This is a genomic window from Embleya sp. NBC_00888, from assembly GCF_045207655.1.
Classification (GTDB): Bacteria; Actinomycetota; Actinomycetes; order Streptomycetales; family Streptomycetaceae; genus Embleya.
This window is the reverse complement of the sequence record NZ_CP108784.1, coordinates 696,165-709,918: the sequence shown is the minus strand read 5'-3', so window position 1 is coordinate 709,918 and position 13,754 is coordinate 696,165. Positions and strand designations below refer to the sequence as shown.

The 13,754-nt window shown below is 70.9% G+C and carries 11 protein-coding genes; 4 read left to right on the top strand and 7 right to left on the bottom strand.

Features of this window, described 5'->3' with window-relative positions:
* Positions 1–35: 35 nt before the first annotated feature.
* Positions 36–563, bottom strand: a complete 528-nt coding sequence (locus OG948_RS03110; RefSeq protein ID WP_406293624.1) for a hypothetical protein — start codon at positions 561–563, stop codon at positions 36–38.
* On the bottom strand, positions 560–1,123 hold the full coding sequence (locus tag OG948_RS03105) for a hypothetical protein (RefSeq protein ID WP_406293623.1): 564 nt from the start codon (positions 1,121–1,123) through the stop codon (positions 560–562). The genes OG948_RS03110 and OG948_RS03105 overlap by 4 nt, the downstream gene beginning before the upstream one ends.
* Before the next feature lie 502 nt (positions 1,124–1,625).
* On the opposite strand from OG948_RS03105, the gene OG948_RS03100 reads away from it, so the two are divergent.
* Both OG948_RS03100 and OG948_RS03095 read left to right on the top strand, forming a co-directional pair.
* On the top strand, positions 1,626–2,960 hold the full coding sequence (locus OG948_RS03100) for a transcriptional regulator (protein ID WP_406293621.1): 1,335 nt from the start codon (positions 1,626–1,628) through the stop codon (positions 2,958–2,960).
* Between the two features lie 31 nt (positions 2,961–2,991).
* Entirely contained in the window at positions 2,992–3,528 is a 537-nt protein-coding gene (locus OG948_RS03095) for an NUDIX hydrolase (protein WP_406293620.1), read from the top strand.
* Positions 3,529–3,665: 137 nt separating this feature from the next.
* Here OG948_RS03095 and OG948_RS03090 read toward each other — a convergent pair whose 3' ends face one another.
* Positions 3,666–5,219 (bottom strand): MFS transporter, encoded by a 1,554-nt coding sequence (locus OG948_RS03090; protein ID WP_406293618.1) that lies wholly within the window; start codon positions 5,217–5,219, stop codon positions 3,666–3,668.
* 213 nt (positions 5,220–5,432) lie between these two features.
* Between OG948_RS03090 and OG948_RS03085 the strand changes: the two genes are divergently transcribed.
* Entirely contained in the window at positions 5,433–6,392 is a 960-nt protein-coding gene (locus OG948_RS03085) for an RNA polymerase sigma-70 factor (protein ID WP_406293617.1), read from the top strand.
* 814 nt (positions 6,393–7,206) lie between these two features.
* On the opposite strand, the gene OG948_RS03080 is transcribed toward OG948_RS03085, so the two are convergent.
* The 4 genes from OG948_RS03080 to OG948_RS03065 all read right to left on the bottom strand — a co-directional run bounded on the left by OG948_RS03080 (position 7,207) and on the right by OG948_RS03065 (position 12,108).
* Positions 7,207–8,727 (bottom strand): IPT/TIG domain-containing protein, encoded by a 1,521-nt coding sequence (locus tag OG948_RS03080; RefSeq protein ID WP_406293616.1) that lies wholly within the window; start codon positions 8,725–8,727, stop codon positions 7,207–7,209.
* A gap of 537 nt (positions 8,728–9,264) precedes the next feature.
* Positions 9,265–9,984 (bottom strand): SDR family NAD(P)-dependent oxidoreductase, encoded by a 720-nt coding sequence (locus OG948_RS03075; protein ID WP_406293614.1) that lies wholly within the window; start codon positions 9,982–9,984, stop codon positions 9,265–9,267.
* Between the two features lie 199 nt (positions 9,985–10,183).
* Positions 10,184–11,311 (bottom strand): RNA polymerase subunit sigma-70, encoded by a 1,128-nt coding sequence (locus OG948_RS03070; RefSeq protein WP_406293612.1) that lies wholly within the window; start codon positions 11,309–11,311, stop codon positions 10,184–10,186.
* Positions 11,308–12,108 carry an SDR family oxidoreductase gene (locus OG948_RS03065; protein ID WP_406293610.1) on the bottom strand — a complete coding sequence of 267 codons (801 nt, stop codon included), beginning with the start codon at positions 12,106–12,108 and terminating at the stop codon, positions 11,308–11,310. Before OG948_RS03065 ends, OG948_RS03070 begins: the two co-directional genes overlap by 4 nt.
* A 1,021-nt stretch (positions 12,109–13,129) precedes the next feature.
* On the opposite strand from OG948_RS03065, the gene OG948_RS03060 reads away from it, so the two are divergent.
* Positions 13,130–13,645: a hypothetical protein gene (locus tag OG948_RS03060; RefSeq protein ID WP_406293608.1), complete on the top strand. Its 516-nt coding sequence runs from the start codon at positions 13,130–13,132 to the stop codon at positions 13,643–13,645.
* Positions 13,646–13,754 lie beyond the last annotated feature (109 nt).

Sequence of the window (13,754 nt, the reverse complement as noted above, 5' to 3'; positions counted from 1 at the left end):
GTCCGTGCGTGGGCCGCCGGTGTGCGCGTCGCGGTTCACGGTGACGAGGCGCCGGCCGGCCCTGCCGCCATCACGACGCGGCTGACCCAGGCCGGGCTGACGTCGAGCAGGCGGCCGAGTGCGATGGGGCCCAGGCCGAGGGCGTGCGCGTCGACGATGGCCCGGTGTGTGGTCGGGTGCGCCGTGCCGTGGTCGCCGATGGCATCGATCAGGTGGTGCAGGGCTCGGGTGCGCCGGGTGACGACGGGGGCGGGCGAGCGGTTGTACGGCATCGCGAGCGGGTCCCGGCGCAGGATCGTGGCCACGTATCGCGGGGCCATGCGGGCTGTGGCGGCGATGACCGTCGCGGGCGCCCCTTGGCGGTGGGCGTCGATCATGGCGGCGTGCACGGCGAGGACCGCGTTATGTATGGCGCGGCGGCGGGCGTGACGCGCCGCGTCCGACACCGGGCCCGGTCCCACCGGGCAGGCGGCAATGCGCATCCGTTCCGCGACGGCGGCGGCGAGCCGGTCGAGGGCGGCCCGGGCGGCGGCATCGGATCGTGCGTCGAGGGCACCGCTCACCGGCCGGCCCCCGGGGCGTCGAGTTGGCGACGGAGGATCCGGTCGGCGATGGCAGCGCGGATGCCCTCGCTGCCGAGCCACAGGCCGAGGCGCTGGTGGAGTTCGGCAACCTGGTCGATGGTCAGGCCGGTCACCGGCGCGGGGTCGAGGCACAGCCGTGGCTCGGGCGGCCCGGCGGTGGGGATCAGGTCCGGGCGATGCCGGCCGATGTCGTCGAGGAGCACGACACGGTGGTGTTCCTCGATGTGCGCGACGACGCCCGGTTCGTCGTCGATCGGGTGGACGACGAGGCGCAGGAGGAGCCCGAACCCGTCGCGAACGACCCGCGCTCGACCGGGCTGCGGCTCGTCCGAGCGTCGCGGGCACAGCAGCGTCTCGGCGAGGGCGCCCACCTCGGTGTCGGTGAGGTGGACATGGACGCGGTCGATCTGCACCGCCGGCGAGTGCGTCCCGGCGGAGACGACGGTCAGCCGCCACGACCGTGCGTGGTCGACGGGCGCGAGGTGGATGCTCCAGGCGGGCAGGGTCACCATCGCGGTGATCGCCTCGGTATCGGTCACGAGGGCTCCAACGGGTGCGTGGGCATTGGGGCTTGCTGTGGAACGAGGTGGTGGGGGCGGGCCCGGTTGCCGCTCGGTGCGGCGCGGGCGACGGAGGGTGGCCGGCGTCCCTGCCGGACCCGCCCGCTCAGGGGGTTAGCCTCCGGGGCCGGAGGTCCGCATGAGAAGCGCCTGAGAAGGCTCTACCTGGAGCTGATGCACAAGGGAGCGGGCCTGATTTCGGTTCGGTTCGTAATCGAGTTGATCACCCGATTCTCCGAGATCGAGCGTCACTCGGATCGATTGTTGGCCGGTGCCCGGAAACGCACCGACTTGGATTAGGGCCCCCTGGTTGGTCACGCTGTCTCCATCCGGTCGCCGTTGCAGCCCCAGGTTCGTGCTCCCGTGGACATCGCGGCAGGTGTGCGAACCGCCCGCCGATGTGCGCGATTCACACGGGGTGTGAAACCGAAATCGTTAGGCTCGGTGACCAGGGCCTGGTTCTGCAACAGCGAGGAGACCCGTGAGCCCGAACCACTTGCTCGCAGCAGCACTTGATGATGCCGGTATGTCCCGCGCCGGACTCGCCCAGCGCGTTAACGATCTCGGTGCCCGTGCCGGTCTGACGCTGCGCTACGACCATACTTCCGTCGGCCGCTGGCTCAAGGGCCAACGACCTCGCGGGCAGTCGGTCGAACTGGTCTGCGCGGTCCTTACCGAGCGCTTGGGCCGCGCTGTTACCGCGCCCGACATCGACTTCGCCGGTCGGCCGGACGATTCGCCGATCGAGCTGATGGCGTTCGTCGAACGTGCCCCGGCTCTATGGACATCGGACCACCGGCTCTCCAAAACCGTTCACGAGACTCCCGCCATAACAGGCGTGGCTGCCATTGCACCTGTCTGGGAGTGGGAGAACCCGCCCCACGACGCCAACACCTCACATCGAGGAATCGCCCGTGTTGGTCGTGACGATCTCGAGATGCTGCGCGCAGCCCGCATGCACTACGAACGCATGTACCAGCAGGCCGGCGGCCTGGCCGCGAAACCACGTGTCATCCGATTCCTCGCCGAAAACGTCGCCCCGGCCATCCGTGGCAGCTACCCCGATCGCGTCGGCCGCGAGTTGTTCCGCGCGGTCGGGGGGCTCGTTGCGATCGCGGGCATCTGCTCTTACGACTCCGATCAACAGGGTCTGGCTCAGCGCTACTTCCACCAGGCGTTGCGAATGGCGAAGGCGTCCGGCGACCAGGCGTTCGGCGGATATGTCATCGCTCTCCTGGTCAACCAGGCTCTGTTCCTGTGTGACTACCGGCAAGCCATTGCCTTCGCCGAGGCGGGTCTGCGCACCGCCGGACCGCACTTGTCACCAGCATTGGCGACCGACCTACACGCCATGCAGGCCAAGGCATTTGCCCGGATGAAGCACTCGACCGCAGCACGCCACAGCCTCACCAGGGCCGAGGCAGCCCACGAACGGATCCACCGTGCCGACGAACCTCCCGAGACGACCTACGTACAGCCTGGCCGCATTGACCATCAGGCCGCAGAGGCGATGCTCAGCCTCGGCGATCACCGGGCCGCCCTTCGCTACGCCGAAGACGCCGTCCACGTAAAGACCCACACACGCGGGCGCGTCCACCGTCTCGCAACCCTGACTTCCGTGGCGGTGGCCTGTGGGGACCTGGACCAAGCGGTCTTCTCGGCGACGTCGATGCTTGAGGCCGCACAGGGCATCGAGTCCCGCCGGCTGCTCGACCGAATGTGTGCGATGCACCGCACGCTCGCACCGCATGCGGACGTGCGGGCAGTGCGCGAGGTGGCCGAAAGAGTCGAGACCGCGCTGGCCCTGTCTGTCTGACGGACACCGAATCGCCCGTGAGGATACCGGCATGAAGTGGATCAAGCACAGCGAGACCGACGTCTACAGCAACAAGTGGTTCGCCATCCGACTCGCCGACGTCGAACTGCCCGACGGGCATCACCTCGACCACTACCTCATCCGGCAACGGCCCGTCGCACTCGCAACGATCGTCGACGACCAGGACCGGGTCCTGCTCCTGTGGCGCCATCGGTTCATCACCGACACCTGGGGCTGGGAACTTGCCGCCGGAATCGTCGAGGAGCAGGCAGGCGAGACGATCGAGGAGGCCGCCGCGCGGGAGATGTTGGAAGAGACCGGTTGGCGACCGGGACCGCTCCGTCACCTGCTCAGCATCGAACCCTCAAACGGCCTCTCCGATGCGGTCCACCACGTCTACTGGTCGGAGAGCGGCGACCACGTCGGCGATCCGGAGGACGCGTTCGAGTCGGACCGGGTCGAGTGGGTGTCGCTCAAGGAAGTACCCGACATGGTGGGCCGCGGCGAGATCCGATCGGCGAACGCCCTGGCCGCACTCCTGCTGTTGCACCGGATTCGCGGACTCTGACACCGAGCAGCACCATCCGCTGCCTACGACATCGCAGGGCGCCCAGCCGAGGGCTCCGGTCTCGATCCTCCCGAGACCGGAGCGTCCTCGCGCGTGCGCGGTGTTGCCGGTGTATCGATCGATGCGGACCGTTGGGATCAGGTGTGCGCCGGCAGAGGCTTGGCACCGTGGTCGTCCGCGAGTGCGGGTGTCTTGTCGGTGCCCTCGAACCTTTCGGCTTCGTCGGAGATTTCGGTGTCGGCGTCGGCGCCGAGTTGCTCCGGACGGGCCGTGTTCATCAGCGCGGCGACGATCAGCGCGCCCACGACGATGATGCCCGCGGCCCACGCTCCCGCCTCCGCGAAGCCCTCGACCAGTGCCTGCTTGTGGGTCGCCGGGCTGCTGTCGTGTGAGGCCAGGTAGTCCACGGTCGCGCTCGTGGCGATGGTGTTGAGCAGCGCGGTGCCGAGCGAACCGCCGATCTGCTGCGCCGTGTTGACGGTAGCCGAGGCCACACCCAAGTCGCCGTGGTCGACGCCGTGGGTGGCGTAGTTGATGGCCACCGGCATGACCAGGCCCGCTCCGAAGCCGAGCAGGAGTTGCGAGATCAGCACGCCGCCGGCGTACGAGGTGTTCGGGTCCACGGTGATCAGCCACAACATGCCGACGGCGTTGACGAGCATGCCGGGCACGATCAGCGCCCGCGGCGGGAACTTGGGCATCAGCCGGGTGCTGAGCCCGGCCGCCGACACCAGGACCGCAAGGGCCATGGGCAGGAAGGCCGCCCCCGTCTTGGTCGGCGAGTACCCCTTCACCACCTGCATGTAGTAGGTCATGAAGAGGAACGCCCCGAACATGCCGATGACGGCCAGACCCACGGCCAGGTACGCACCACCGCGGGTGCGGTCGGCGACCACGCGCAGCGGCAACAGCGGCTGCGCCACCCGGCTCTCGACGAAGACGAACACCGCGAGCAGCACCGCGCCGGCGGCCAGCAGGCCGAGTACCGTCGTCGAGCCCCAACCGTCCGCCTCGGCCCGGGTGGTGGCGTACACGACCGCGACCAGCCCGCCGGTCACCAGCAGCACGCCCGGGATGTCCAGGCGCGCCTTGCCCTCGCGCCGCGACTCGACCAGCACCGTGTACCCGCCGATCGCCGCGAGCAGGGCGATCGGGATGTTGACGTACAGGCACCAGCGCCAGTCCAGGTAGTCGGTCAGCGCCCCGCCGGCCAGCAGCCCGATCGTGCCGCCCGCGGCGCTGATGCCGCCCCAGATCCCGAATGCCTTGGTGCGGTCCTTCGGTTGGGTGAACGTCACCGTCAGCAGCGACAGCGCGGACGGCTGGAGCAGCGCACCGAACGCCCCCTGCACCGCACGGGCGATCAACAACATCTCGAAGTTCCCCGCTGCGCCGCCGAGTGCCGACGCGGCGGTGAAACCGAGCAACGCGATCAGGAAGGTCCGCTTGCGTCCGACGTAGTCGGCGATCCGGCCGCCGAGCAGCAGCAGGCTGCCGAACGCCAGCGTGTACGCGGTGATGATCCACTGCCGGTCGGCATCGGAGACCCCGAGGTCTCCCTGGATGGACGGCAGCGCGATGTTCACGACGGTGGCGTCCAGTACGAGCATGAGCTGGGCCAACCCGATGAAGAACAGCGCGACCCAGCGGCGCGATGGGCCGGTCGGAGCCTGCGCCTTCGTGGTTGCCATGACGTGGTCCTCACTCGTGGTGGTACGTGCCGCGCCGATCCCTCGCGCGGCGTCCTGACGTTCACGAGACGTCGGCGATTCGCTCCGCGTGACAGCGGCGTGATGTGCCGTATGTCACCCGGTCGTAGGTGTCACAGAGCGGTGGGGACCGGCGTCTTGTGCGTACGGGTGCGGGAACCGGTCATGGGAACGAACGGGTAGGAGAAGCCAGGCATGAGCGCAAGCAGCGAGGAACCGGTGGTGGGCGCGGCGGGTACGACCGGGCCGCCCGACGTCGGCGAGGGTCGCGCGGACTCGGCCGCGGCCACCGAGGCGTTCGTGGCCCACCGGAACCTCCTTTTCACCGTCGCGTACGAGATGCTCGGCTCGGCCGCCGATGCGGAGGACGTTCTGCAGGAGGCCTGGTTGCGCTGGGCGGGGGTCGACCTGGCCGTGGTGCGCGAGCCGCGCGCGTTCCTGGTGCGGATCGTGACCCGGCTGGCGCTGGATCGGCTGCGCGCGCTCGACCGCCGCAAGGAAACCTACGTCGGCCCCTGGTTGCCCGAGCCGCTCCTGACCACGCCCGACGTGGCCGAGGACATCGAACTGGCCGACAGCCTGTCCATCGCGATGCTGCTGGTGATGGAGACGCTCACGCCGACCGAGCGAGCGGTGTTCGTCCTGCGGGAGGTGTTCGACGTCGCCTACGACGAGATCGCCGAAGCCGTCGGCAAGAGCCCCGCCGCGGTCCGCCAGATCGCCCACCGGGCACGGGCGCACGTCGCGGCACGCCGCCCACGCGACGTCATCTCCCCGGCCGAGACCCGAGCCGCGCTCCAGGCCTTCCAACGAGCGGTCGAGACCGGAGACCTGCAAAGCCTCGTCGACATCCTCGCGCCGAACGTCATGGCCCTCAGCGACGGCGGCGGAATCAGGCACGCCGCCGTGCACCCGGTCGTGGGAGCCGACGACGTGGCCCGCTACCTGGCCTTCGGCCTGACCAGATTCACCGCCGGCACGTCGATCGAGCCGGTCCAGATCAACGGCTGGCCAGGACTCATCATGCGCCGCGCCGGAGAGATCCACGGCGTGATGGCAATGCGCGTCGAGGCCGGCCTCATCACCGGCCTGTACACGGTGCGCAACCCCGAGAAGCTGTCCCGCCTGGAGCAGGAGACCGAACTGAGCCGTTGAGGCGGGAACGGACCGGGGCCTGGCCGGGGGAAGTTGCTGGATCGGGGCAGCCGGTCCAGCGGTGCCGCCTTCCGGCGCAGCAACTCGACCTCGGCGGTCGTGCGTACATGTGGGCCCAAGGTGGTGGCCGTGTCGGGCGGCGGCAAGCGGCTCTCGGCGGTGCCGTCCTCGGCCACTGGCCGACCCGGGCGGGTCCGCGGCTGCTGCCCTGGGCCGGCGCCAACCCGGCCATGTCCAGCGTCCGCCCACACGAACAGGGCATCGCCTCCGGCGCCAACAACGCGCCGCGCAAGGTGGGCGGAGCCCTCGGTATCGCCGTCATGCCTGAAGCGCCGCGCCCGGAACGGCGGGCGCGGTACAGCCCCGACTCGGCTTGACGGGTCGGGGCTGTCGGCTACTCGCTCGGTGGTGTCGGGATGTGTGAACTCCTGAAACCACAATCCGGACAGAAGTGGTTCTGTTCGTTCTCGCTGATCCACGCGTGAGGCGTGCTGTCGGTGTGGGAGAACGAATCCCGCCAGGACTTTCGGGGGGTCGGGGTCGCCGAGCGCCTACTCGGGCTCGCCGGATCGTTTGTGGCAACACCGCTTCTCGCAGACCCACGTTCCGGGTCCGGGACCGGCTTGTTCCCAGCCATGTGTTCCACCCATCGGGCACGACTCGGCCATAACGTCACCTCCCGCTCACACTGGCACATTCGCGGCTGACGGCCCCTGTCTTGGGGCCTATTCACGCGGGCAGGGAAGCCGCAGCGTGCCGTACCGATGTGCGGGATGGCGGGCCGGGCGGCCGGTGGATTGCGGGCTGGTCGGGGTTACAGCTTGTAGCCGAACTCGTCCGCCGGGGTCGCGGGGGAGGTGTAGCCGTTCGAGAACACGGTCACGTTCACGGTCAGAGGGTCGGTCGGGCCGATGTCGGGTGGGGGTGCGGTGGCGGTGATGTGGTTGGGTGGGGTGAGCTGGGTGATTTCGGCGGCGTTGTTGCCGAACCAGACCTTGGCGTCGGAGGCGAAGTTCTCGCCGGTGATGGTGACCGAGCGGTTTTTGGGTCCGGTATTCGGGTTGATGCCGGTGACCACCACGGGTTCGGGGCCGCCGTAGGCGAACCGGCAGGAGGGGACGGCCGGGGAGGTGCCCAGGTTGGTGGTGACGCGGACGGCGACGACTCCGGCGCCGATGCCCTGGGGGAGGTAGGCGGTGATCCGGGTGCCGTTGTTCGTGACGCCGAATCGGGGGCACGGCAGCGTGCCGAAGTCGACGCCGGTGTCGATCCCGGTGCCCAGGCCGGTGCCGGTGATGGTGACCGTGGTGCCCGGCGGGCCGGCGTTCGGGCTGATGGAGGTCACCACCGGCCCCGACAGGACGTCGGGGGCGCCGAGCAGGTTCAGGTAGGTGGAGTTGGCGTGCTGGTAGGCGACTTGGCCCATGAAGTCCTGGAGCGATTTCCTGGTCAGGTTCGGGTCGTAGGAGCCGGGCGTGGTCCCGTAGCCGGTGTTCAGCTCGCAGCTGTCGCCCGGTTGCGCGTAGACGTTGGGGCCGGGGAGGCCGGCGATCGTCGAGATGACCGCTTTGACGTCGTTGGTCGCCTCCGGGCCGGGGCCGGGGTACCAGCTCTTGGCGTCGTCGAGGTTGGTCCAGGCCTGCGGCACCAGGTCGTAGGCGTTGTAGTAGCGCTCGTTGGCGACCCAGGGCAGGCTTTCGACGTAGGACACGAAGTCCGCACCGCCGGCGGTGGGTGCGGCGAAGGTGTGCATCGCGAACTGTGGGGGGTTCGGCCAGGTTTGCGCCTGGAGGTAGGGCCCGATCATGGTCGCGATGCAGCCGCCGAGGCTGTGGCCGATCACGCGGACGGTCGGGTTCGGTGGTGCCTTGGCGAGCGCGCGGGTGAGCGCCTGCACCAGGGTGACACCCACCGAGTTCATGATGATGACCTGGGTGAATGCCTCCATCGCGCCCTTGGCGACCCAGACCGGGTTCGGCGGCGAATCGCCGGCGGTGAACGGGACCACCGTGCCGACGCCGAGGTCTTCGAGCAGGTCGGTCTCGTTGCCGACCGTGCCGCGGATGACCACGGCGAACTCGTTGGACCCGCCGATGGTGTTCGCGAGATACGCCATGTTCGCGTTGTCCGGGCTCAGCGCGACCCACTGCAGGTTCCAATGGTTCCCGGTCGCCAGGGAGGCGTCGGCCAGTTGCTCGTGGATGCCCAGGAAGACCCGGTTGCTGTGCTCCGCCAGCGTCTCCCCCGACGGGCGCGGCGCGGCCGCGCTCGCTGCGATCGCGGCCAGCGTCATGGCCACCGGGGCCACCGCCGATGGGAGTTGTTCGTTCGCCATGCTCACTCTCCTGGCCCCCGACCGCGCGAAGTGGATCGCAGCCAACGTACTTTTCGCCGACGCAACCCTGCGGGAAGCGAAGGCAGTTCGGCAGCGGGTTCACACTTTCGGGCCAGCCGGGCTCGGGTCGTCATGCCGGGCTGCTGTGCCGGGCAGCGGGACTACTTCGGCAGGGGCGCGGGCTGAGGTTGTTGTCTCCAGAGCCCCGGCGGTGCTGACGAGACGCTTTGACCGGGCTGAGCCGGGCTGAGCCGAGTGGGGGGCTGGGCTGGGCTGGGCCGAGCAGGGCAGGGCAGGGCTCGTAGCGGCCGGTGCGGGGCTCTGTACCGACCGCCCTCGCGGCGTCGGCAGTGCGTTGGCCCGGCGTCCGAGTGGATCCGGGCATCGGGGCGCCGAGGTCGGCAGCCCCGATGCCCGGGGACTGGTCGAGGTCCTGCGGCCTCGGCAGGCCCATTCGGGCCGCGCGTTCAGGACCTGGTGTTCAGGAACCCGATTTTCCGAACCGGCGTTCAGGACCAGCCGTTCGGGAGCCGGCTTTCACGACGCCGTGGCGGCCATTGCCGCGAACTCCCGTTCCAGCGCCTTGGTCGGGCCGGTGCTCCATGGCTCGGCGACGGTGTTCGAGACCGGGTCGGGGAAGATGTCCTCCTCGCCCTTCTCCACGCTGTCGAACACCGCGCGCGCCACCGACTCGACGGTCGCCTTGGGGATGTCGAGGTCGCGGGTCATGTCGGTGTCGGTCGGTCCGGTCAGCACCGCGTACACGCTCACCCCGCGCGCGGCCAGTTGCATGCGCAGCGCCTGCGTCAGTGACAGCGCGGCCGCCTTGGACACCGAGTACGCCGGGACCATCGGCAGCGGCGCCAGCGCGGCCAGCGAGATGTTGTTCACCAGCGCGCCACGCGCCCGCGTCAGGTGCGGCAGGAACGCCCGGCTGACGCGCTGGACGCCGAACACGTGCACGGCCAGGTGCTGTTCGAGGACGACCGGGTCGGTCAGGTCGTCGTCCAGCGAGATGCCGGCGTTGTTGATCAGCATGTCCAGCGTGTCGATCGCGGCGGCGGCCGCGTCGGTTTGCGCGGCGTCGGTCACGTCCAGCGTCACCGGCACCACCCGTGGGTCGGGGTGCGTGAACGGACGGCGGGCGCCCGCGTACACGCGTGCCGCGCCGCGGCGCAGCGCCTCCTCCACCAGCGCGCGGCCGATCCCTCGGTTGGCGCCGGTGACGAGGACGGTCTTGTCGGCGATGTTCAGCATGGTGGTGGTCTCCTTCTGGAGGTCGGTGTCCGTACGCCGGCATGCCGAAATGCGGCGGTGTGCCGGTCGCGGGCATGCCGAAGTCGCGCGGCGGCGCGGCGCCGGTCGGTGTCAGTGGGTGCAAGTCCACTCGGGTCAGCGAGAGTTGCCGTCGGCCCGTCGGCCCGTCGGCCCGTCGGCCCGTCGGCCGCTCGGTCCCTCAGCTCATCACCGCAGCCGGGAGCCCGAATGCCGGGATCAGCCCCGGCTGCTGGAACGCGGTGATCCGTGCGATGCGCGGCCCGCGGAAGGTGAGGACCTGGATGTCGAACGCCGTGTGGCAGCCGTTGCCCGCGTGCCGGTACGCGGCGACCGCGGCCTGCCCGTTGGCGCGGGTCGGTACCAGCCGCCACCGGCCCGGGCGCAGGACGCGGTGGGCCAGGAATCCGACGACGGCGTCGCGTCCGGTGAACCAGGTCGGGACGGGCGGCATCTCCAGTTCGGCATCGGTGCGCAGCAGGTCGACGAGGGCGGCCGGGTCGGCGCGGGTGAACGCGTCGACGTAGGCGTCCACCAGGCGCCGGGTGCCGGCCTCGTCGGGTTCGGCCTGCTCGTCCTCGACGGGGGCGGCCTCGGCCAGGCGGGCGCGAGCGCGGCGGAGCGCGCTGTCGACGGCGGCGGGGGTCATGTCGAGGATGTCGGCGGTCTCGGCGGTGCGGAACGCGAGGACGTCGCGCAGGGTCAGGACGGCGCGTTGGCGGGCGGGCAGGTACTGCAAGGCGGCGATGAAGGCCAGGCGTACCCCGGTGCGGACCGCGACGATCGCGCCCGGGTCGGCGCCCATGGTGGAGGTCGCGCCGGGGGTGGGCGCGAACAGGGCGTCTGGGGCGGGTTGGAGCCAGGGGATGTCGGTGCGGTCGGCGGCGACGGCGACGCGGTGGTCGTCGGCGGGGGCGCCGAGCCCGGACGGCAGCGGGCGGCGGGTCCGGGTCTCCAGGGCGGTCAGGCACGTCATGGTGGCGATCTTGTAGAGCCACTGGCGTACCGAGGAGCGGCCTTCGAACCGGTCGTAGCCGCGCCAGGCCCGCAGGTACGTCTCCTGCACCAGGTCCTCGGCGTCGTGGAGGGAGCCGAGCATGCGGTAGCAGTGTGCGAGCAGTTCGGGGCGGAACGGCTCGGCGAGGGCGGAGAAGTCGGCCGTACCGGCGGGTGGTCCGGCCTGCTCGATCCGCCGGCGCCGGTGGGTCGGCGGCATGGCGGCTCCGGGGCGTCGGGTGGGGTCGACGGTACGCGCCGTCGCCGTCGCCGTCATCGCCGGCGCGTGCGCCTGTGTGGGCCGGGCGGTCATCGGGTGGCCGGAACGGGGTGCAGGCCGGTGCCGCGGCCGGTGACGACGTGTTCGCGCAGGCCGCGGGTGTGGTCCGGGTCGGTGGCGGCGTGCAGTACGGCGGCGGCGAGGCGTTCCGGGGTCAGCACCGGTTCGAGGGCCGTGGTGAACGTTGCCGAGTCCTGGCCGCGCCGTGCGGCGTACGCGGCGATCGCGGTCGCGCCGACTCCGGTGGCGGGCGCCAGGTGGGGGAACAGGGTGGTGAACCGGATGCCCAGGTCCGCGCGTTCGGCTTCCTCGGCGGCGTAGGCGGCGGTGAAGCGCACGGTGGCCTTGGCGCCGGCGTAGCCGCCGCTGAGCGGTGAACCACCCAGCGCCGCGCCGCTGGAGATGACGACGACCGCGCTGCCGGGTGCCAGCGGTGCGCGCAGAGCGGCGCGGGTCCAGGCGAACACGTGGCGGGTGTCGGTGTGCCAGGCGCTGCTGAAGCTCTCCCAGGTGTGCTCGTGCAGCGGCGCGAGATGGGGGAGGGCGCCCGCGTTGAGGACGAGCAGCGTGGGGCGGTGGCGTGCCAGCACGTCCGCGGCGAGTACCTCGTCGGCGGCGTCGGCGGGCAACGGGGTGAAGGCATCGCCGAGTTCGTCGCGCAGGGCGTGCAGATCGGGTGCGGTGCGGGCGATGCCGACGACGCGAGTACCGGAGGCGACGAGCGCGGCGGCGATCGCGCGGCCGAAGCCGCGTCCTGCACCGGTGACGACGGCGCGGGCCGCGTGCGCGGGCGTGGGGACGGGCGGGTCGCCGGGGACGGGGTGGCGCATGGAGGGCTCCGCGTGGCGTGGTCGGGTGTGTCGGTTATGAAGACCCGTGAGGCCGCCGAAAACCGTCGCGCCGGCCACGATCCGGGGTGTGATCCAGGTCACTGCTTCGGTGCGCGCGGGGGGCGAGGGGCGCCTGTTTTCCGGGACTGTCTCGTGTCGGCGATGCGCGGCGCGCCCTGCGGGCATCGGCCACTGCCCGACCCCGCGCGTGGGCCGAGGCGGTCGGTGCGCCGTTCGTCGGAGAAGCCCAGGTCCCTCGTCGAAGCGTGGCCAAGATCCGGTGGTGGTGGGTGTGCCGGAGGTGGGAGGGGTTGCCGGGTCTAGGCCCTGTCCGGCGGATCTTGGTGGGTCCGCGCCGCCTGGCACCGCGCCTCGCCGCACCGGAGAAACGGCCGAATGGAACCACTATGCGGCTGCTTCTCCGGCACGCCGATGCACGGCATCCGCCCTTCGGGCTCCTCGCTGCGCTCACGACGCGGCCTGATCCACCAGGATCCGCCGGACAGGGCCTAGTCGGAAGACGGACAAGGGCCCGCGTCCGGGCGGTGCGATCGGCCGGGCCGGGCCGGGCCTGCGCTCGGGCGCGGGTGCGGGCGTCGGAGGGGATCGATCCAGTCGGGAGGTGTGGGAGGGGGCCGATCCGATCGGGCGGCCGATCGCGACCTCGCGCCTGGCCGGCCGGGTGCTGAAGGCTCGGCTCGATCGTGTCGTCTCGGATGAGTCGGCCCGGGGACAGCCCGCGAGGTGGAGCGAGAGCCGCTTCTGTGACAAACCACGGCATCACATGACACCCGATGGCGCCCCTTGGCGCCATCCGGTGTCGCCGGACGTCACCGTGACCCGCTCGGCGCCACCCGGCGCCATTCCATGCCCCAGGGGGCTCATGGGCACGCATGGCGCCACCGCGACTCGGATCTCCTTCTTCGCGTTTCCGCAGGTAGCGAGGCTGTTCGTGGCCTTGTCCCAGGCAAGGTGCCATGCGGGCTTGCATATGGCGCCATTGTGCTGCCATGATGACGTCATGGACCTCGCACCGTATGTCGAAACCCTCCGCCGTGAACTCACGGTGGCCGCCGAAGCCGGCGGCGAAGATGCCCGCGAGCTGGCCGAGCGGCTCATCGCTCCGCTGGAGTCGGCGACCCGGCTGACCATGCTCAACGTGCTCTCCGCCGCCATGGGCGAGATCACTCGCGAGCTCGCCCCCGGGTCGGTCGACATACGGCTGCGCGGGCTGGACCCGGACTTCGTGGTGACGCCGCCGCCCCCCGATGGTGGCGCCGCCGCGGAGCCGGCCGCGCCAGTCGAACCGTTCAGGGCTCGTGCGCCCGCCGACGGCGACGAGGGCGCCGCAGCCCGCGTCAACCTGCGTCTACCGGCCCACCTCAAGGCGAGGGTCGAGGAGGCCGCGAGTCGCGAGGGCCTGTCGGTCAACGCTTGGCTGGTGCGGGCCGTGTCGGCCGCGGTCGACGGCACGCGGCCGCGTACGACGGAGAAGACCCAGAACATCGGGCAGAGCTTCAACGGCTGGGTGCGCTAGCCGCAACGGCCCCGCCCACAGCAGCACTTCATCCCCTCTGCTTCGCCCCATCCGCGGCACCGCTTCACCCCCCACCACTTCATCCCCACCACTCCACCCCCATCACGTC